Source organism: Mucilaginibacter sp. PAMC 26640 (assembly GCA_001596135.1).
GTDB lineage: Bacteria > Bacteroidota > Bacteroidia > Sphingobacteriales > Sphingobacteriaceae > Mucilaginibacter.
Window position 1 is genome coordinate 1,158,508 of record CP014773.1, and the last position, 19,721, is coordinate 1,178,228.

The 19,721-nt window shown below is 43.6% G+C and carries 16 protein-coding genes; 3 read left to right on the forward strand and 13 right to left on the reverse strand.

From position 1 onward, the window contains the following. Window positions 1-299 precede the first annotated feature (299 nt). A complete protein-coding gene (locus A0256_04940) occupies window positions 300-977 on the forward strand; it encodes a hypothetical protein (protein AMR30815.1) in 678 nt (225 codons plus the stop codon). A gap of 9 nt (window positions 978-986) precedes the next feature. On the opposite strand, the gene A0256_04945 is transcribed toward A0256_04940, so the two are convergent. From A0256_04945 to A0256_04970, 6 genes are all read right to left on the reverse strand, one after another. Next, the gene (locus tag A0256_04945) at window positions 987-2,465 is read right to left on the reverse strand and encodes a DNA repair protein RadA (GenBank protein ID AMR30816.1); all 1,479 of its coding nucleotides are present in this window, start codon (window positions 2,463-2,465) and stop codon (window positions 987-989) included. Between the two features lie 92 nt (window positions 2,466-2,557). Then, window positions 2,558-2,827 (reverse strand): hypothetical protein, encoded by a 270-nt coding sequence (locus A0256_04950; protein ID AMR30817.1) that lies wholly within the window; start codon window positions 2,825-2,827, stop codon window positions 2,558-2,560. 61 nt (window positions 2,828-2,888) lie between these two features. After that, window positions 2,889-5,264 carry a hypothetical protein gene (locus A0256_04955; GenBank protein AMR30818.1) on the reverse strand — a complete coding sequence of 792 codons (2,376 nt, stop codon included), beginning with the start codon at window positions 5,262-5,264 and terminating at the stop codon, window positions 2,889-2,891. Between the two features lie 228 nt (window positions 5,265-5,492). Further along, a complete protein-coding gene (locus A0256_04960; protein AMR30819.1) occupies window positions 5,493-7,043 on the reverse strand; it encodes a ribonuclease G in 1,551 nt (516 codons plus the stop codon). Window positions 7,044-7,275: 232 nt separating this feature from the next. Beyond that, window positions 7,276-8,076: a hypothetical protein gene (locus tag A0256_04965; protein ID AMR30820.1), complete on the reverse strand. Its 801-nt coding sequence runs from the start codon at window positions 8,074-8,076 to the stop codon at window positions 7,276-7,278. Between the two features lie 52 nt (window positions 8,077-8,128). Continuing rightward, the gene (locus tag A0256_04970) at window positions 8,129-8,434 is read right to left on the reverse strand and encodes an integration host factor subunit beta (GenBank protein ID AMR30821.1); all 306 of its coding nucleotides are present in this window, start codon (window positions 8,432-8,434) and stop codon (window positions 8,129-8,131) included. Window positions 8,435-8,607: 173 nt separating this feature from the next. Here A0256_04970 and A0256_04975 point away from each other — a divergent pair, with 173 nt between their 5' ends. Together A0256_04975 and A0256_04980 are read left to right on the forward strand one after the other, a co-directional pair. Continuing rightward, on the forward strand, window positions 8,608-9,654 hold the full coding sequence (locus A0256_04975; protein AMR30822.1) for an A/G-specific adenine glycosylase: 1,047 nt from the start codon (window positions 8,608-8,610) through the stop codon (window positions 9,652-9,654). 23 nt (window positions 9,655-9,677) lie between these two features. Continuing rightward, complete coding sequence (locus A0256_04980) at window positions 9,678-10,097, forward strand: single-stranded DNA-binding protein (protein ID AMR30823.1); 420 nt, start codon at window positions 9,678-9,680, stop codon at window positions 10,095-10,097. A gap of 59 nt (window positions 10,098-10,156) precedes the next feature. Here A0256_04980 and A0256_04985 read toward each other — a convergent pair whose 3' ends face one another. The 7 genes from A0256_04985 to A0256_05015 all read right to left on the reverse strand — a co-directional run bounded on the left by A0256_04985 (window position 10,157) and on the right by A0256_05015 (window position 19,391). Further along, window positions 10,157-11,134, reverse strand: a complete 978-nt coding sequence (locus A0256_04985) for an alpha/beta hydrolase (protein ID AMR30824.1) — start codon at window positions 11,132-11,134, stop codon at window positions 10,157-10,159. 93 nt (window positions 11,135-11,227) lie between these two features. Further along, window positions 11,228-11,851, reverse strand: coding sequence for a thiamine phosphate synthase (locus A0256_04990; protein ID AMR30825.1), 624 nt, complete (start codon window positions 11,849-11,851; stop codon window positions 11,228-11,230). A 108-nt stretch (window positions 11,852-11,959) separates the two neighbouring features. After that, the gene (locus A0256_04995) at window positions 11,960-13,618 is read right to left on the reverse strand and encodes a nucleotide pyrophosphatase (protein AMR30826.1); all 1,659 of its coding nucleotides are present in this window, start codon (window positions 13,616-13,618) and stop codon (window positions 11,960-11,962) included. 158 nt (window positions 13,619-13,776) lie between these two features. Next, window positions 13,777-14,976: a hypothetical protein gene (locus A0256_05000; protein AMR30827.1), complete on the reverse strand. Its 1,200-nt coding sequence runs from the start codon at window positions 14,974-14,976 to the stop codon at window positions 13,777-13,779. Between the two features lie 248 nt (window positions 14,977-15,224). Then, window positions 15,225-16,310 (reverse strand): hypothetical protein, encoded by a 1,086-nt coding sequence (locus tag A0256_05005; protein AMR34430.1) that lies wholly within the window; start codon window positions 16,308-16,310, stop codon window positions 15,225-15,227. A 10-nt stretch (window positions 16,311-16,320) separates the two neighbouring features. Further along, window positions 16,321-16,941 (reverse strand): hypothetical protein, encoded by a 621-nt coding sequence (locus A0256_05010; GenBank protein AMR30828.1) that lies wholly within the window; start codon window positions 16,939-16,941, stop codon window positions 16,321-16,323. Window positions 16,942-16,946: 5 nt separating this feature from the next. Next, window positions 16,947-19,391 (reverse strand): TonB-dependent receptor, encoded by a 2,445-nt coding sequence (locus A0256_05015; GenBank protein AMR30829.1) that lies wholly within the window; start codon window positions 19,389-19,391, stop codon window positions 16,947-16,949. Window positions 19,392-19,721 lie beyond the last annotated feature (330 nt).

Sequence of the window (19,721 nt, forward strand, 5' to 3'; positions counted from 1 at the left end):
AATTTGCGATGATAAAGCAAAATTGTATCCGGCTAAGTCTTTCCCGCCCTTGTTATCATACTATTGCTAAAACACCGTGAAAATTAATTTTCAAAAAGATAAAGTGCGCTTTAAAAGCGTCGATCCACCTGTTAGCAATATGCAATCGCCTGCCAATAGCGATGGTCAATTTTTATACAATAAGGTGCAAGTAGCTGTAAAAATTGAACTTTCCCAAATGGCATCTGATACGCAACGATGTATAATTTAAGCCATTATGATGACAAATACATTAATGCTAGTACATCAGACTTCTAATTATGAAACATATCTTGGATAACCCTGCCTGGAGTGCTTTAACTTCCGGCAATAAAAATTTATCTAACGGGTCCGATACCGTTAAATACTTTAATAAAGATGTATCGCCCTTCGTCGGTTTTAAAGAAAATAACGAGGAAAGTTTTGATCAGCTATATCAATTGATCACGCAAGAACGTACTTTAGGCTTTATCTCACCCGATGAAGTTGACATCCCCGCAGCATGGGAGGTAATACTTGCACTGCCATGTTTCCAGATGATCTACGCAGGAGAAGTTGCGCAACCTGATGCAGCCATTAAGATTGTCCCGCTTACAGATAGCCATATCCCGCAAATGCTGGCGCTAACTCAGCTCACCAACCCCGGCCCGTTTGCAGAACGTACCATTGATTTTGGCCACTATTACGGCGTTTTCGATAAAGACCAGTTAGTAGCAATGGCGGGGCAGCGGATGCATATTTTTAATTATGCCGAAATCAGTGCAGTTTGTACCCATCCCGATCACCTAGGCCGTGGATATGCTAAAGCGCTTTTACAATACCAGGCGAACCGAATTTTAAATGCAGGCGACACACCTATGTTACATGTGCGTTTTGATAATCACCGTGCGGTGCAGGTTTATGAAAGCCTGGGTTTCTATAAACGGAAAGAGATCTTTTTTTATATTATAAAAAAATAGCCAGAGGCGCTACCCAAACAGCAGTCCAAAAACTTCCTCAATCCTTCCCACAGTTTTTACATCGATCGTGTAACGCGACAGATCCAGTCGGTTTTTGTCTTTGGCACCTGATGGCATGTTATATTTTGAGATAAAGATCTGCTCGAAACCTAGTTTCTGCGCTTCGGCAATACGTTGTTCCACCCGGTTCACCGCGCGGATTTCTCCTGATAAACCAATTTCGCCGGCAAAACAGGTTTTGGCGGGAATGGGAATATCCTCATGAGATGAAATAATAGCCGCTGCCAGGCCCAGGTCAATTGCCGGATCCTCCACCCGGATGCCGCCCGTAATATTCAAAAACACATCTTTGGCCCCTAACCTAAAGCCACAGCGCTTTTCCAACACCGCCAGCAGCATACTCATTCTTTTGGTATCAAAGCCCGTGGCGGTACGTTGTGGTGTACCATAGGCCGATGTGCTTACTAGCGCCTGGGTTTCAATCAGCATTGGTCGCATGCCCTCTAAAGTGGCCGAAATAGTAATACCGCTCAGTGGTTCATCGCGTTGTGATAATAAAATCTCTGATGGATTAGATACTTCACGCAGGCCTTCGCCAAGCATTTCGTAGATTCCAAGTTCAGATGAAGAGCCGAAACGATTTTTAATTGTGCGTAAAATGCGGTAAACGTGGTGCCTGTCTCCTTCAAACTGCAAAACGGTATCTACCATGTGCTCCAGGATCTTAGGCCCTGCAATCATCCCATCCTTAGTGATGTGGCCGATCAAAAACACCGGGGTGGCGGTCTCCTTGGCAAAACGCAGCAATTCTGCAGTACATTCCCGCACCTGCGAAACGCTCCCCGGCGTAGATTCCACATGCGAAGAGTGCAGCGTTTGTATAGAATCGATCACCACCATATCCGGCTGCAATTCTTCTATCTGCTTAAATATATTTTGGGTGGAAGTTTCTGTAAGGATGTAGCAGGCTGCAGCCCCCCCTGAAGCCCCCCGGCCCCCTGAAGGGGGAGTAGAATCACTTTGCAAATCAAAGGCTCCCCCTTCAGGGGGCGGGGGGGGCTGAGTTAGCCTTCCCGCCCGCATTTTTATCTGGTGATCGCTTTCCTCGCCGGATACATAGAGCACCTTGATATTGGGCATATTCAATGCCAGCTGCAGCATTAAGGTAGATTTGCCGATGCCCGGCTCACCGCCGATGAGCACCAACGATCCGGCCACAATACCGCCGCCAAGTACCCGGTTAAATTCTTTATCAGGCGTAAGCAGGCGGTGTTCTTCCTTAAAAGTTATATCGGCCACCTGTACAGGTTTGTTAGCCCGCACGGACGAACCGGGGCTAGCTTTCCAGGTGGGAACAGAGGCATTGGATTTTTCTAAAATCTCTTCAACAAAAGTATTCCATTGCTGGCAGCTCGGGCATTTGCCCAGCCACTTAGGCGATTCGTAGCCACAGCTCTGGCAGAAATAGGCGATTTTGGATTTGGCCATGTTTGGATGTGCAGATGACAGATATGCAAATTTTAATTGCCAATAAAATTAGCATTTTTTGGCGGGGTTTGCAAGTGCGATGGTTATCTGCTCTATAATTGCTTAAACTTATCCAAATATTTAAAATTGTCTGCCGTTATTTCCATCAGATTGCCGGCAGAAATTATCGAGTGATATAACCGCTCGTTTAAAGGAATAGCGAATTCAAATAACTGCTCGGCCAGGTGTTCCAGAGCAAGACCATATTCGTTAACTTTTATATACTTTTCGGCAATTGAAATATCAGTCTCTGGCAAATCTTTGTCTTTTAAAAGGCTTATTATTTCTTTAAGTGCTATTCTGATCTTTAGTGAGCCTATCATAATGTAAACATACAAAAGAGCCTACGCTAATAGATACACGTCAACTCTTTCAAATCCAAGCCTACTCACTCCGCAAACTTTTCACCGGGTTTACGGTGGCAGCCTTTATCGCCTGGAAACTTATGGTGAAAATTGCAATCCCGCATACTGCTAAGGCAACCAAGGCAAAAACCCACCATTCTGCATTTATCCGGTAGATATAATTTTGAAGCCATTTGGATGTGATGTAGCTTGCAATCGGTATCGCAATTAGGATGGCAACGGCTATCAGCTTTAAGAAATCTTTTGAAAGCATGGTAACAATTGATGCCAGGCCAGCCCCTAGTACTTTACGGATGCCGATTTCTTTGATCCTTTGTTCGGCCGAAAACACGGTTAAACCAAACAAGCCCAGGCAGCCAACAAAAATGGTTAGTATGGCAAACAGTAATATAAAACTAGCTGTTCGCTTATCATTTCTATAAGATTGATCGATTGCTTCATCCAAAAACGAATACTGGAAGCTAACATTGGGCTCATAACTCTTGTAAAGTTTTTCGACCTGTTTAATCACATGTTCTGCTTTGCCAGGCATTACTTTGATAAACACACGAAAATAGCGGTCTTTGGGTTGGTAGCGTAAAATCAAAGGCTCGATGCTGGTGTTAAGGGGTTTGTAATTAAAGTTATGTATTGTGCCAATAATCGTTCCCTTTGCTCCCCAAAAAGTAACGCGTTTGCCTACTGCGTTATCATTGCTATACCCCATGCGCCCGGCAGCTGATTCATTTACAATGAAATTGGCTGTATCATTTGTAAGCTGTGGCGAAAAGTTACTTCCACTTATCAACTGCATCCCCAATGTGCCAATAAAGTCGGGGTCAACGTTTGCCTGCGTTATCAAAAATTTATCATCTTTTAACATTCCTTCCCACTCCATATAACTTGTGTTTTGATCAATAACAAGCGATGCAGTTGTTAGTGATACCGATTTGACACCGGCGGTATGCTCCAGATCTTGCTTAAGGTTGGCGGCCTCTCCCATCAGCTTACCCCCTAGGCCCACGCTTAAAACCTGTTCTTTATTAAAACCAAGGTCCTTTTGCTGTATGAATTTTAATTGCTGATACATAAAACAAACACATAAGATCAATATTACTGAAATTGAAAATTGACCAACGACGAGGGATTGCCTAAAAAAGCTACCTGATGACAAGCCCGCCGTGCCTTTTAATACCCTTGATGGCTTGAACGATGACAGCACAAAAGCCGGGTAAGAGCCTGCTAAAACCCCTATGATCAGTATGAATAGCAGGAAAAAAGGGATAATCATAGATTCAGACAGGCTTGTGTTCAGCTCTAAACCTATCAGAATAGTTAACCAGGGTTTGGCCAGAGCAATGATGAACACGGCTAAAAGCCCTGAGATTAGCGCCAGTAAAACAGATTCTACCAGAAACAGTAATATGAGTTGTTTTCTGGAAGCACCCGTTACTTTTCTGATGCCAACCTCCACCGAGCGCTTAAGCGACCTGGCGGTGGATAGATTGACAAAATTTACGCACGCAATTATCAATAAAAGTGAACCAACACTCAAAAAGATCCTGATGTATTTAATGTTGCTTCGCTTGCCCCAATCTGTATTAAAATCAAACTCAGAATATAAATACTGATCCTTAAGCGGCTGCAATCGCATCTTGTCGCTACTCTCCTTATTGTAACTGTGCAGGCAATTTTCAATTTTGTTTCCAAATGCAACCGGGTCGGTGCCTGGTTTAAGCTGCACATAAGTGTGGTAATTATTACTGTTCCATTTGTTAGAGAACGGATCGGAATTAAACAGATAAGCAATGGGCAGTAGTACATCAAACTGAATGCTGGAATTTGCCGGCACATTCCTGGCTACTCCCGTGAGTTTAAAATTAAATTCTTCGTTTAATAGAAAATTTTGCCCAATGATATTGGGGTTGTTTCGCCATTGTTTACCAAAGTATTGTTCCGCTACTTTTTCTGTGATCACTATACCGTTTGGTTCGTTCAATGCTGTTGCTGCATTACCTTTTACCAACGGAAAGTTAAATACGGTAAAGATGCTGTTGTCTGTAAGTTGAATATCGGATTGCTCAGCACTGCTTTTTCCATTAGTTAATACTCCGCTCCATTTCCCAAACCGCACGGTATGTGCAATCTCCGGGAAATCATTTTCAAGGGCGGGGGCCAGCGGGCCGGGTGTTACAGCTACGTTGTACAGCTTGCCAGCCTGGTCTTGACTTTCTGTGAGACGGTAAATATTTTTGATATCATTATGAAAAGTATCCTGCTGCCATTCGCCCCAAACATAAAGGCTTATTAATAGGCAGCTTGCCATGCTCAATGCAAGCCCAACCACATTTAACGCTGAAAAAACGCGATTTTTAAGCAAGTTACGAAAAGCTATTTTAAGGTTAAATGAAATCATATTGCAATACGGTTCTACTTTACCGTCAGTGCTTTAACTGCACCAATAGGTATGCCAATGAAAGAAAACATTGTTTTTGCATAATTTGCCAACCGGTGCTACAACAGACTGTGCGAAAACGAACAATAAACGTACGCTAACGTACAGAACCGACAAATGATTCGAAGTAAAAAAAAGAGCAGATGTTAACTAAAACACCTGCTCTTTTTCATTTGCATAACTGCACATTTACAACTTTATTTCCTCGTCTTTAGCTGACAGGAAGTGGAATTCGGTGATCTGGTAAGCAGGGTTGCTTTTCACTTTTATCCACTGGTTATATTTAAAGTACCATTTCATCTGGCGGTTAAATATTCCTTTTTTGATGTAGGCCTCTATGTACGGGTGTACGCTAAGGGTAATATTTTTCTCGTTTTGCTCTTCCAGAATGAAGTTGAAATTTGTCTCGATATCATCCAGCAGCAAAATTGTTGGTCGTATGGTACCGGTTCCATTACAGGCCGGGCATACTTCAGTAGTTACAATGTTCATCTCCGGGCGCACGCGCTGCCGGGTGATCTGTATCAGTCCGAACTTACTTGGCGGCAAAATGGTGTGCTTTGCACGGTCATCTGCCATTTGTGCCCGCAGATAATCAAAAAGCTCCTTGCGGTTGGTTGGCTTGTGCATGTCAATAAAATCAACAACCACTATACCGCCCATATCGCGCAGGCGCAGCTGGCGGGCAATTTCTTTAGCCGCCTCTTTATTTACCTGGTAAGCGTTCTCTTCCTGGTTTTCTTTACTAGCTGTGCGGTTGCCGCTGTTCACGTCAATAACGTGGAGGGCTTCCGTATGCTCAATAACAAGGTAAGCGCCGCCAGCAAGGTTCACTGTTTTGCCAAATGCACCTTTTATTTGCTTATCCACACCGTGGTGCTCAAACAAAGGGTCTTTGTGTTTATGCAGGCGAACAATGCCTTCCAACTCCGGAGAAATGTCACGAATGTATGATTTTACATCTTCAAACATTCCTGCATCGTTCACATAAATATTCTGAAATTCCGGGTTCAAGATATCCCTCAGGATAGTTGATGTTCTGCCAATCTCGCCTAAAACTTTTTTAGAGGGCTCGGTACCGTGTAATTTAGTTACAAAAGTTTCCCACTTGGAAATCAGATCCAGCAAGTCTTTTTGTAATTCTTCCACTCCCTTGCCTTCAGATACAGTGCGAATGATCACACCGAAATGTACCGGCTTAATACTTTCAACAACCTTTCGTAAACGGTTGCGCTCGGTGTTGCTTTTGATCTTTTTAGAGATCGAGATCACTTCAGAAAAAGGCACCAGCACTACGTAACGCCCTGCGATAGACAGGTCGGAACTTAGGCGGGGCCCTTTTGTTGAAATAGGCTCCTTAGCAATCTGGACCGGCACAAGCACTCCCTTCTGTAAAACATCGGAGATTTTGCCCCCTTTGTTTATATCAGCTTCAGGCTTAAAGTTGTCTAAAAGTTTCGATTGGTATCCCCCGCTACGCACCAGTTTGGTAAGCTTAAGCAGGCTTTGTACCTGCGGCCCCAAATCCAGATAATGCAAAAAGGCATCCTTCTCATATCCTACATCCACAAAAGCAGCATTTAGGCTGGGCATTATCTTTTTGATACGGCCCAGGTAAAGATCTCCAACAGTATAATTATTGGTGATTTGCTCTTTATGGAGTTCTACAAGTTGTTTGTCCTGTACTAATGCAATAGTAGTCCCGTTAGGGGATGAATCGATAATTAGTTCTTTTATCAATTGCTACTCCATTTCTTAACGGCGCGGTAATGCGCCGCGTATTGTTAGGTGGATAAAAACATTACATAATGAAAACAGTCCCGCAATTTTAATGCGGGACTCTAAGCTAAGCGAATAGCTTATTTTTTCTTATGTCTGTTTTTTCTTAAACGCTTTTTGCGTTTGTGGGTAGCCATTTTATGTCTCTTACGTTTTTTACCGCTTGGCATGATAGTAGTTTTTAAGTGTTACGTTATTTTTTTAATTCCTTTATATACTCATCTATGCGCTGCCCTGCAACAGGGTCGCCCATTAAATCCTTGCATTTTTCATAAGCTGCAATCGCTTCTTGTTTTCGGCCAAGCTGTTTATAGCTTTCTGCCAGGTAAAAGTAGGGTTCTACTTCTTCCTTTACCGCAAGCATATTTTTAAAACGGGTCACCGCTTTATCAAACTGACCGCTCTTCATGGCAAACATGCCTAAGTTAAGGTTAGCTGCATGATTCTTAGGATCCTGTTTTACTACATCAAGCAGTAAAGTAATACCCTGCATGGGCATGCCGCCACCATTTACATAAGCTACACCCAAACCTGTTTTAGCTTCCAGATCTTCGGGTTTAATTTTAGTAGCTGCCTGGAATGCTTCAACAGCATTTGCTGTGAAAGTCATTTGCGCCGCCGTATCCTGTGATGCCTTATAAGCTTCATTAAAACGGTTACCAGCGTTTACCCAGTCGGCAAACTCATTATTTTTCTGCGCAATAGCCTGGTAGTAAAATGCAGCCGGTGCGGGTTGCGTAGCAGCATCCCAAAGTGTGGCAATTGCTCTTTGCAACGCAGGTTTCGCAGCATCAGGCGCTGTTTTGATCTGCGCTTCGAGTGCGTTTACCTGCTGAAGCTGTGCAGCAGCTAAACCCGGTTTTGCCAGAGCCGATACCGACTCTTCATTTATATTTGCCTGCTTTGCAGCTGGAACCATGTTAGCTGCACTTTTACCCGCAGCCTCTTTAGCTTTTGTTAAACCTTTAACAGGTTGCAGGTACAAATAGCCCATAGTAACAACTACTATTGCACAAACGGCTATCTGTTTTGTATTCATGCTTTAATTATTTGGCTGCTTTAGTAGTAGTTTTGTTACCCGAACGAACTTTTTCTACGAAGGTCTTAGCTGGTTTAAAGCTTGGTACAAAATGCTCAGGGATAATAATGGCAGTATTTTTCGAAATGTTACGTGCGGTTTTCTTAGCTCTCTTTTTTACAACAAAACTTCCGAAGCCTCTTACATAAACATTCTCGCCACCTACCATTGAGCTTTTCACTACTTTGAAAAATGCTTCAACGGTTTCCTGCACATCCACTTTCTCGATACCTGTTTTAGAAGAGATTTCAGCTATAATTTCTGCCTTGGTCATATCCTTGTTTTCTTTTATTTAATGTATAAATACTTAACTGTTTTGGGGTTGCAAAAGTATCGCTTTAAAATTAAAGATTAAAATAAATAGCGCATTTTTTTTATGCGTGCTCCGAAACCCTATTTATAACGTTAAATTATGATACTGAGATGGATAATGTATTTTTGTAACGGATGGAGTTTTCAAGAGAATTAGTGGGCTGGTATGAGGAAAACAAGCGCGATTTGCCCTGGCGCAAAACCAATGACGCGTACATTATTTGGCTTTCGGAAATCATATTGCAACAAACCAGGGTAGAGCAGGGCATGCCCTATTTTTATCGATTTGCGGAAAAATACCCTACAGTAAGCCACTTCGCTGTGGCACCAGAGGATGATATATTGAAGTTATGGCAGGGGCTAGGCTATTATTCACGGGGCCGAAATATGCTCAAAACAGCGCAACTGGTACAAGCAAATTATAATGGCGTTTTCCCCGTACAATACGATGAGCTTATTAAACTGAAAGGTATAGGGGAATATACTGCTGCGGCCATATCATCGTTTGCTGCTAACGAAGCCCGTGCAGTAGTGGACGGCAATGTGTACCGCGTATTGGCCCGGTATTTTGGGATCGACGAGCCCATTAACTCGCCAAAAGGTAAAAAGCTTTTTCAGCAATTAGCGGATGAAATGCTAAACAAGCAGCAACCTGCTTCGCACAATCAGGCTATGATGGAATTTGGCGCAATGCTATGCAAGCCTAAAAACCCAGCGTGTGGCATTTGTCCTGTAAGGCTTGGTTGCCTGGCTTTCAAAACTAACGCAACTTCGTATCTGCCAGTTAAATTGAATAAAGTAAAAATCCGCAAACGCTATTTTAACTATACGTTAATAATGGAAGACGATAAATTACTCATGAACAAGCGGGGAGAAAACGACATTTGGGCCAACATGTATGATTTACCCATGATTGAGACCGATGAGCCAATGACTGCCGATGCTGTGATTTCACTACCCCGTGCACTACAACTCTTTGAGGGAATTACAGGCATCAAGGACCATTATATTGCAGCTAAACATGTACTTACACATCAACATCTGTATATTCAATTTTTAATTTTAAACGGCTCACCAAAAAATTTACAAGCATCCTGGTTTTATACCGATTTAGAAAATCTGAAGAATTTAGCTATGCCGAAAAGCGTTTTTATATTTATAAAAGATTTTTTTAATTTCTAAATAATTCTCCGTTAATTTATAGCATGTCTGGAATTAATAAAGTAATACTTGTAGGTCATTTAGGAAAAGACCCGGAGGTTAGGCATCTTGAGGGTGGCGTAGCCGTGGCAAGTTTTCCGCTGGCTACATCAGAAACGTTTAACAAAGATGGCCGTAAGGTTGAGCAAACCGAATGGCATAATATCGTTATGTGGCGCGGACTGGCTGATGTAGCGGCAAAGTTTTTACAAAAAGGTAAATTGGTTTACATAGAAGGAAAATTACGTACCCGTTCTTTTGAAGATAAAGAAGGTATTAAAAAATACACTACTGAAGTGGTTGCGGAGAATTTTACGATGCTTGGCCGCAAAACCGACTTTGATAATAACGACGGCGCTCAAAGAAATGCTTTGAAAACTGATGATAGCACACGCACCAACGATGCTGACGATCTTCCCTTTTAACCTTAATTATTTTGACCAAAAAACTCCCGAATAAATTGGGAGTTTTTTTTTGAGCCCTTTCATAGATTTTTAAAGAGTGCCGCCAGAAACTGATCGGGTACCTCAATATGCGGTATGTGCCCGCAATTTTCAAATTCCACCAATTTACATTCGGGAATTTGCTTTGCTGTTTGCCTACCCAGAATTTTATACTGCCCATGTTTTGCTTTCTCCACATCGTTTAGCAGCGATTTGCCAACTATTGTTTTGTCTTCCTTTCCGATGAATAAAACAGTTGGCATTTTTAGCAATCCAAATTCGTAGCATACGGGCTGCTCGTAAATCATTTCAAAAGTTAATGCGGCAACCATCGCATACCTCGGAAAGTCGGCACTCCCGGAAACACCGGCACCAATTTTAACAAGGTAATCATACTCCGGCTTCCATTCTGCAAAATAAGAGGTTTCATAGTACCTTTTTACGCTTTCAAAGGATGTCTTCAATTCAGATTTATAATCGTCGGCCGCGCTATTATAGGGCACAAAGGTGCGATAATCTTCGAGGCCTATCGGATCCTCCAGCAAGAGCTTATTTACTTGGGCCGGATACAATAGCGCGAACCGGGTGGCCAGCATGCCGCCCATAGAGTGGCCCATCAAGCTAACGCTTGACACTCCGAGTGAATCCAGCAATTGCTTATTAAACCTTGCCAATGCATGAAAACTATAATGGATAAAGGCCTTAGATGATTTGCCAAAGCCAACCTGATCCGGAACGATCACCCGATAGCCCTTTTCTGCCAAAGCCTTGATCACATTTGCCCAATAGTAACCCCCAAAGTTCTTGCCATGAAACAACATCACTGTTTTGCCATTAGGCGACGTGGGCTTAACATCCATATAGGCCATACGGATGTCCTGATTTTCTACCCTGATGGAAAAAAAGCTTACCGGGTAGGGGTATCTAACATTCTCCAATGTGATAGACAGCGTATCCTGCCCCTTAGATCTCACTGCACCTGCCAGAAGTAAGATAATGATCGCCGTTCTTTTAAACATGTAAACAGTACATCAATTCACAAAGAAAGGTTTGAAAAGAGGTGAATTTGACTATACTGCAGTTTAACTTTAGATAACTGCGGAATTGAGCCCTCAATAGATCTTCCTGTAAAACTCCTTCACTACACCGGCAGGGTCAAAAGACAAATTAACGGCAGAAGATACGGCTATACCATAAATACCTGTCCGCATTAAATGGTCCGTATCTGCTAATTGCACACCTCCTACGGCAATTACCGGGATCTGAATATTGTGTTTTTCCAATTGCCGGTATCCTTCAAAACCCAGTAATGCGCTTTTATTTGGCTTGGTATCGGTATGCGCAAATGGCCCATAGCCGCAATAATCTACCACACCGGAACCTTGAATCTGTAAAAGCGAATTAACATTGGTAGCTGATGCTCCCAAGGTTTTTTCGCCGGTAATGATCTCACGGATAGCTGCAAGATCGGCGTCGAAATCTTCTATATGCACACCTTGTGCATCTACCTTATCCAGCAGGTGATAGTGATTGGTAAGGATAAGCGTTGCGCCCCAGTCGTCGCAGGTAGCTGCTATTTGGTGTATCTCGGCTACCAATTCTTCGTCGCTTTTGGTCATGCAGCGATACTGCACCCAGTTGGCACCAGCCTCGCAGGCTATTTGCGCCTGTTCTGCATGGCTGCGATTAGGCAGATCCTGAGTGATATAGTGGAATTTGGAAATATATTTGCGCATGCTAGTGAATCCGGATGTCGGAAAAGACCGAAAGTCCGATAGACGAAGGTAAAAATATTATCTGCTTCTCTCACGGACTCTCGTTCTAAATGCCTTTCGGACGGCGTCCTACTTTAATACTTCTGCTATAGGTGTCCCGATGTTTCCGTTCGGTGCCTGTATGTGTAACAAAGCGGCAACTGTTGCTGCAATATCTGTCATGTGAGTTTCGCGGTTAAGGCTACCATGCTTTATTCCCCAGCCCATAAACAGTAACGGAATGTGGGTATCATACGGGTTCCAGGTGCCATGGGTGGTACCTGTTGTGCCATGCCCCGAGAAATAGGCCGGTTTTAATATAATCTGGATGACACCGCTATGCGCTACACTGTAACCGTTAATAATCCGGCTTCGTAAGGTTTCGGGAATATTGGCGGACTGTGCCCTTTGCATGTCAACAGCAAAAGCTACTTCTGGAAGTTGCTGCAGATAATTAATGCAATCAACTTTAATAGCCTCTTCGCTTATTTTTTCTCTTTTAATAGCAATATTGTTCAAATTAACCTGGTAGTTATCCATGCTGATCACCAACTGCTTTATCTTATACTTCTCCTCCAGCATTTTATTCATCTCGGCCATTGCTTTGCCATCGTTAAAAGTCCCCGCGGGGATACCATGGTCGCTAAGAAAAGCGGGGTTGTGTGCCGCGGCATGGTCTGCAGTTAAAAATACGCTGTAATTACCTTTACCAACAGTTGCATCCAGGTAGCTAAAGAAAGAAGCCAGGTCGCGGTCTAGCCTCAGATAAGTATCTTCAGTTTCTACCGCATTTACGCCAAACTGGTGGCCAATATAATCGGTAGATGATAAACTCACCGCTAAAAAATCGGTGACCGTGTTTTTACCCAGGTTTTCGCTGGCGATAGCAGCTTTTGCCAGATCAAGTGTCATACTGTTTCCGTAAGGCGTGCTCCGGATCATCCCTAATCGGCCTTTGTATAGTTCGGAAGTTTTAACCGGGAAGGTCGGCGCTTCGGCACCGGCAAATTTACCCTCATATTTAGAGCTATTATCGGGTGCGCTTTGCAAGTAGGTATTTATTGGATAAAGGGTGTTCCAATCCTGCTTTAAATATTTTTCCGGGATCTTCTGGTCGTTAAATGCTTTTACCCAGGCAGGTAACTGGCTCATATAATAGGTGCTGGTGATCCAGTTACCGCTGGCATCATCAAACCAATAGGCGGCATTGGCGGAGTGCCCGGCCGGCAGTATACCGCCCCTGTCTTTTAATGCAATGCCAATTACCTTAGCACGAAAATTGGTAGCCAGGCGCAATTCGTCTGTAACAGTAGTAACCAGTAAATTACGCGGCGACATTTTACCTGCTATAGAGGTACTGCCAACGGCAGTAACCGTACTATCATCCGTACAGTACATCGATTTGCCGGTAGCCTGTATAATGAAATCGTTGCCGGCAATACCATGTATAGCTGGTACCGACCCGGTATAAACACAACTGTGACCGGCTGCCGTGACGGTAGGAATATAATCTACCTGGGTATTGTCGCAGGTAAAACCATCATTAATGAGGCGTTTGAAACCACCCATCTGGTAACGGTCATAATATCTGAAAAGATAGTCCCAGCGCATTTGATCTACCACCAGGCCGACCATTAGTTTTGGCCTCGGTAATGTTGCTGTGGCTGGTGTTAAGGTTTTTTTTGTTTGAGCCGATACGGTAACTACAGCCGCGGCAAATGTTAGTGTAAACAGAAGTTTTATCTTCATCTAAAATGTTTTGAGTTGGCAAATATCGGTAATGCTTGTTAATTGCAATGTGATATTTGTGTTATAATAACCCTAACTAATCACACAAAAAAGCCGCCTGATTAGAGTCAGACGGCTTTTCCAATTAAAAAATGTATTTTAACGCTAATAGCTGTAATCTATTTTTTAAATGCAGTGAAGATGGTCTGGGCTATTAATTCGCCTCCTTTTGGCCCAGGGTGAACTCGATCCGCATTCATCAGCCCCTGATCGACGGAGCTTTGTGTAAACTTTGGAAAGATTTTTTCGAAATCAATAAATGCCGTATTATTGGCAAGTGCAAGTTTGTGCATTGCATCGGCATATTGCGATAATTTGTACTTGTGATTTTCTTCGGTTGCATATTTCGTTTCGGGTGGAGAAATAAGCATGATATCACAAGCCGGATTGTAATGCCGTAGGTGATCGATCATGAACTGCACATTCAGTGTTAAACTTTCGGGGTCCAAATTAAGGAGTTGTTCATTAGTCCCAAACATTATCACCGCTCCATTTGGTGCCAAAGCTTCTACTGCACTCTCCCAGGGATAATCCTGGCCAAAGAAAACAGACACCCCGCCAGACATTCCTGCTTTATCAACCGTTAAAAAACTGCCCCATCGCTGGCCAACTACGCCGCAGAACCTTTGCCCCACCGATAGTGACTCAATTTCAATAGCTATTTTATCGCCTAGCTTATCCGTTTCTATAGTGTAGGTATTAGTAGATTGCACATCTGCTGAAATACTCACTGTTACCCAGGCGCCGCCGTTTAACCGGTAACGGAAATCCCCCGCATCTGGGTGCTGCTCAAATATTATTGTGACCGCATCAAGTGGTACTGTAGCAGTTACATTTATGGTTGCGTTAGCAACAGCACTTATAACATCGCCACACGGGCCAACCGTTCTTTCCTTATTTAACGTCCACTTTAACGGGTCGTAGGTAAATGTTAACTGTTCCGGGTCAATAGAACTGTCTATTGAATATAATCCTGTAGGATCATAACGTCCAAAACTGCAATAGCCCGGGCCTCCATCCTCATTGCCATCATTTAATAGCTTATTGCGCAGCAAAGAGGTGAAATAATTGCCCTGGACGTAAGAATCACCAAAAACCGCAAGGTTGTAGGGGGTACTATGATTGGTTTTGTAAACCTTCCAAGCTGTAAGTTTCTCAAAATTTTCCGTGCCAATGGTGTCGGCAGGTGCCGGGCTGGGCAGTTTAAGTGGGTCTCCGGGCTTTTTACAACTTTCAGATAAAATTAATACCGTGATAATTAATGATAGATGTAAAGCTGCAGATCTTAAAAGATTAATGATGGCAGGTAAAGGTTTCATGCAAACGAGGTATAGGTTTTATAATATTTTACAGCCCGTCTCAGGTTTTCTCCTGAACTCATGATGCTAAACCGTACACTCGAACTGTTAAAGACAGGTAATGACGCATTTTCCCGGCGAAAATCTGTTCAGCAGCGGTGTTATCACGCTTTTGTGTACGGTTGCAAATTGAGCCTTAGCTGTGACTAAAAATAGGAAATATACCTCAAAAAACTAATTATTAATATACTTATATCGGATTTGCGTATTTACTCCAGAAAGGTAAGCAAAGCGTGCTGACTGGCGGTATGCAGATCGCGCCAAACACGGTTAATTTCAGTATCTGGTGAAGCCGCCAAAAGGCCGCAATAAGGGTACAGCAGATCCACACATTCTCGCGCTGCTTTAGCAAGCAAGCGGCTATTGGCGCTAACTATTTTAAGAAGTGATACATCATTGGGGTTTTGCCACGCAAGCTCAACCGAGTTGAAAAAATCAAACCTGACCTGGTCAATAAATTCTTTAGCTTGTAATAATGCATCACCCATTACCGCTATGTTGGATGGGTTGACTCTGCGCAGGTTAGTTGCTTTGTTTGCGAACGCAGGTACGCACAGATCCATAAAATGAATGGCCATGCCCGATAGATTAGCTGCAAGGGTTGCTTCGGCCAATTGCAGAAAGGGGAAGCTATAAAGTTCGTTGTCAATTACAGCATCTCCTGGTTCAATTTTAAAGCATCGTGCACGCTCAACATATAGCTCACTAACTTGATAGGCATCACTTCCGGTAGCGGTCATTCCTATATATTTCCAGCCTGCCAATAGGGTGACATCGCCGCGGTCTAATATAAACGGGAGGATAAGTTCTGTGCCATCCGGATTTAAAACCGGCCCTCCTTCGTTCGTGATAACACAATTGACAGTGATATGAGTAGCGTGGTGTACGCCGCTGGCATATTTCCAGCTGCCATTAATCAGGTATCCGTTGCCATACACAGTAGCCGTGCCGGTTGATGCACCGCTGCCCGCTATACATGCTTTGGTATTCTTATAAACCTGGTGGGCTATATCCGGCTGTAAAAAACCGCCAAACCAACCTGCGCCGCAACATAGCGTAACTACCCAGCCGAGGCTGCCATCAGCCCAGCTGAGGGCCTCTTCCATTTTTACCAGCTCCGGAAGCGGTGTTTGCAATCCGCCGTAAACCGCCGGACTAAGCAAATTGAACCATTGTTGTTGGTAAACCAGCTCCAATTGACCGGGATGTAACTGACCAAGCTTCTCGGCACCGGCCGCGTATTTTCTGATGACAGCGATCCATTCTGCCTGCAACAGGGAAGAGGGGTGCAGCATATTCTTTGTACTAACTGGCATATTTGGCAGATTTTTCTTTGGCGATAATTTTTCGCCAATCGATATAACCGAAAATGGCAACTACAAAAAGCACGATGGTAAGCACGGCAAACAGGACCAGATTTTTATGGTACAACAAGGGTATTGCAAACAAGTTGCTGATATTCAGCAGCAACCAGTTTTCTATTTTGCGCCTGGCCAGCAGCCACATCCCCGCCCAGGCGGTAGATGATACCCAGGCATCCCAAACTGGTACCGTAGAAGATGTAAAATGAGCCAGCAGCAGGTACAAAATACCCCAGCCAACGAACACGATGAGCAGTGTTACTACCCATTCGTGTTTATTGGAGTAACTTACCTTAACAGGTGGCTCGTTTTTCTTTGTAACCCAGTAGTACCAGCCATAAATGCTCATGACTACATAGTAACCATTAAGCAGGCATTCGGCATAGAGGGCCACGCTCAGTAAAAGATAAATAGAAATTATAGTAGAGGCTATACCAGTTGGGTATAGCCACACTTTATTTGCCTTTGCCAAAAACACCTCCGCTACGCCCAGTATTACAGCAAGCCATTCTAAAAGCGAAGTAGCTTTAATTTGCTCTATAAATAGTTGTGCCCAGCTATTCATGTAAGTTAAAAGCTTAAGCTAAGCGATGCCATGAAATTGCGCGTAGCCTGAGGGAAAAAGTAATTATAGTTTATTACCTGGCCGCCCTCAATATCCGGGTAGGTAGCACCGTTGGCTTCGTATTGTTTACTGAAAATGTTATTTACCTGTAAACCGATGCCAATATTTTTTACCGAGCGAACACTAAAGTTGTAGCGCATTCTTACATCAGTTACGAAGTAGCTATTTAGCTGCCTGTTCTGGATATAGCGATTGCTCGCCGCAACCGGGAAGCCTGCCGGGTTGGTATTTGATGTGTTATCAAGGAATTGACTGCTTACGTAACGATTGATCAAAGCAATCTCAGCGCCTTTTACCGGTATATAGCTTAAGTCGCTGGCGGCCGAAAAAGATGGGGAGTAAGCAATATTGGTTTCCTTTAAAAATAAAGAGACGAGGGTGTTGTTATCGTAATTGGCAAAAAATTGCCCGTAGTTTTTTATTTTATTGGCACTCAAAGTAGCAGTAGCACCCCAGGTAAGTTGCTTAGCCAAGTTCACCTTGCCATCAAACTCGATACCTGCGCGGTAGCTATCTTTCACGTTCTGCCTGATCTGCGAGCCTACGTCATTCAATGCACCTGTTAAAATCAACTGGTTTTTGTAGAGCATGTAAAACAGGTTAATACCGCCCCTGAATACATCGCCGCTGGTACGGTAACCCGCTTCAAAATCTTTCAGGTTCTCGGGTTTGGGCCTGTTAGCCGGGGTAGAGTTAGTATAGTCATCCCGGTTAGGCTCGCGGTTACCCACAGCAAAGGAAGCATAAACATTATTATGCTCATCCAGCTCATAGGTAACCCCTGCTTTCGGATTGAAAAAATTCAGCTTTGCATTTTGCTGGGTATTATTCAAGTTTCTGTCGAGGCCGAAAAAAGAATAATAAACGCTGCGATATTGCATGTCGGCAAACAGCGTAATATCGCCAACTTTGTATTCGCCACGGCCAAAAATGTTAAAATCGTTCTTTTTGGCGTCGTCACGATAATATTCATAATTCGGCGTAATGCCTGCGCTTTGGGCTGTGTAAATGATGTTACCATAGTGTGCGCCGGCATACCGATTGTATGCCCCGCCTAAAGTAAAATTAAGGTTGGATTGCGGCTTGTATTTTAAGGCATAAGTAACACCATAGAAATCATTATCCAGCCAGCGGCGGCGGGCCAGATCGGTCCTTGCTATCGTATCTGTGTTGTAGATTACTGGTGCTAAACCATAATCGGCTACCTTTGCGTTTGTTTTAAATTCTTCATAATAGCCTTTTCCTTTAGTATAATGCAACGCACCACTAAAAGATAGCCTGGACGAGATCTTTTGATCATATAGCAACTGGTAATGGTTTTGCAGGTAATCATCAACCTGATCTTTATAATAAGTGCCATCGGGCATCAAACCCAGCTCGTTATAAGTACGGTGATTAGGGATGCTTTTATCGCTGATGATATAATCGGGAATGCCATTCCAGGCCTGGTAGGTGCGCTCATAGCCCGAAAAAACATTTGCTCTTAACGTGCTGTTTGCGCCATAATAAGCGCCGCTTACAAAAAACGACTTCAAATCGGCAGAGGCTCTATCGATGTAACCATCCGATTTAATGCGTGATAGCCGGCCGTCTACACTGAATTTACCACCCAACAAACCAGTACCCAGGCTAACTGTGTTCTTAACCGTACCGTATGAGCCTACTGAATTGTTGATATCCGCATATCCGGTATCGCGACGGGTTGCCGTTTGTACATTTATACTCCCACCAAATGCACCGGCGCCATTGGTTGATGTACCTACACCTCGCTGCACCTGTATATTGTTTACAGACGAAGCAAAATCCGGAAGATCTACAAAGTAGGAACCCTGGCTTTCCGCATCGTTGTAAGGGATACCATTAATGGTAACATTTACCCGGCTAGCGTCTGATCCGCGAATGCGGATTCCTGTATAACCAATGCCTGCGCCGGCATCTGAAGTGATTACAGCGGAGGGCGTCTGACTAAGCAAAAAAGGCAAATCCTGGCCGAAGTTATTTTTCTCCAGATCTTTTTTACTTAAGTTGGTAAATGCGGTAGGCGAGTTTTTGCCGGCCCGGGTAGCAATCACGGTAACCTCTTCTACGCCAAGTGTGCCGTTTGTAAGTGTTAAATTAAGTACAACATCGCTGTTTACCTGCACAGCCTTGCTTAAGGTTTGATAGCCGATAAAACTAATCCGCAGCAGTCGGCTACCTGCGGCAATATCGCTTAGTTGGTATTTGCCGTTTACATCTGTTTGCACATTTTTAGCCGGGCTGGCCAGGCTAACGGTTGCGCCGGGCAATACCTCGCCGGATTGACTAGTGATTTTTCCGCTGATGGAAAATTGAGCCGACGCCAAAACTGGCAGCAGCAGGGCGAAGAGCGCCGCAAATAAATTTTTCAAAATTTTTTGAACAAAAAATGAGTTAAACCATCTGCTCGCCGGGATAAAACGGCAGTACACTTAACTTGTTACCTCTCCCTACGCCGGCATTACCCGGATCAGGTGCAGATCCCCCGGCCGCCTGTGAGAGGAGCAATTGTTCCTAAAGATGGACTTTAAGATTTTTTTGCTCCCCTTTAGGGGTCGGGGGATCATGGGTTTGATCTCAGCCTGTCTTTCAGTTTGGTAAAATAACCTGCAGATTATTTTTAGTACACCAAAGCAAGGCACCCCTTGAGAATTATGCTGCAAAGATAGAATTAGATGTGAGATTTAAGATATGAGATGTGA

What these genes read in the sequence shown, in the direction of transcription:
- A0256_04940 (AMR30815.1), top strand. Translation starts at nt 300, where the DNA reads ATGAAACATATCTTGGATAACCCTGCCTGGAGTGCTTTAACTTCCGGC.
- A0256_04945 (AMR30816.1), bottom strand. Translation starts at nt 2,465, where the DNA reads ATGGCCAAATCCAAAATCGCCTATTTCTGCCAGAGCTGTGGCTACGAA.
- A0256_04950 (AMR30817.1), bottom strand. Translation starts at nt 2,827, where the DNA reads ATGATAGGCTCACTAAAGATCAGAATAGCACTTAAAGAAATAATAAGC.
- A0256_04955 (AMR30818.1), bottom strand. Translation starts at nt 5,264, where the DNA reads ATGATTTCATTTAACCTTAAAATAGCTTTTCGTAACTTGCTTAAAAAT.
- A0256_04965 (AMR30820.1), bottom strand. Translation starts at nt 8,076, where the DNA reads ATGGGCTATTTGTACCTGCAACCTGTTAAAGGTTTAACAAAAGCTAAA.
- A0256_04970 (AMR30821.1), bottom strand. Translation starts at nt 8,434, where the DNA reads ATGACCAAGGCAGAAATTATAGCTGAAATCTCTTCTAAAACAGGTATC.
- A0256_04975 (AMR30822.1), top strand. Translation starts at nt 8,608, where the DNA reads ATGGAGTTTTCAAGAGAATTAGTGGGCTGGTATGAGGAAAACAAGCGC.
- A0256_04980 (AMR30823.1), top strand. Translation starts at nt 9,678, where the DNA reads ATGTCTGGAATTAATAAAGTAATACTTGTAGGTCATTTAGGAAAAGAC.
- A0256_04985 (AMR30824.1), bottom strand. Translation starts at nt 11,134, where the DNA reads ATGTTTAAAAGAACGGCGATCATTATCTTACTTCTGGCAGGTGCAGTG.
- A0256_04990 (AMR30825.1), bottom strand. Translation starts at nt 11,851, where the DNA reads ATGCGCAAATATATTTCCAAATTCCACTATATCACTCAGGATCTGCCT.
- A0256_04995 (AMR30826.1), bottom strand. Translation starts at nt 13,618, where the DNA reads ATGAAGATAAAACTTCTGTTTACACTAACATTTGCCGCGGCTGTAGTT.
- A0256_05000 (AMR30827.1), bottom strand. Translation starts at nt 14,976, where the DNA reads ATGAAACCTTTACCTGCCATCATTAATCTTTTAAGATCTGCAGCTTTA.
- A0256_05005 (AMR34430.1), bottom strand. Translation starts at nt 16,310, where the DNA reads ATGCTGCACCCCTCTTCCCTGTTGCAGGCAGAATGGATCGCTGTCATC.
- A0256_05010 (AMR30828.1), bottom strand. Translation starts at nt 16,941, where the DNA reads ATGAATAGCTGGGCACAACTATTTATAGAGCAAATTAAAGCTACTTCG.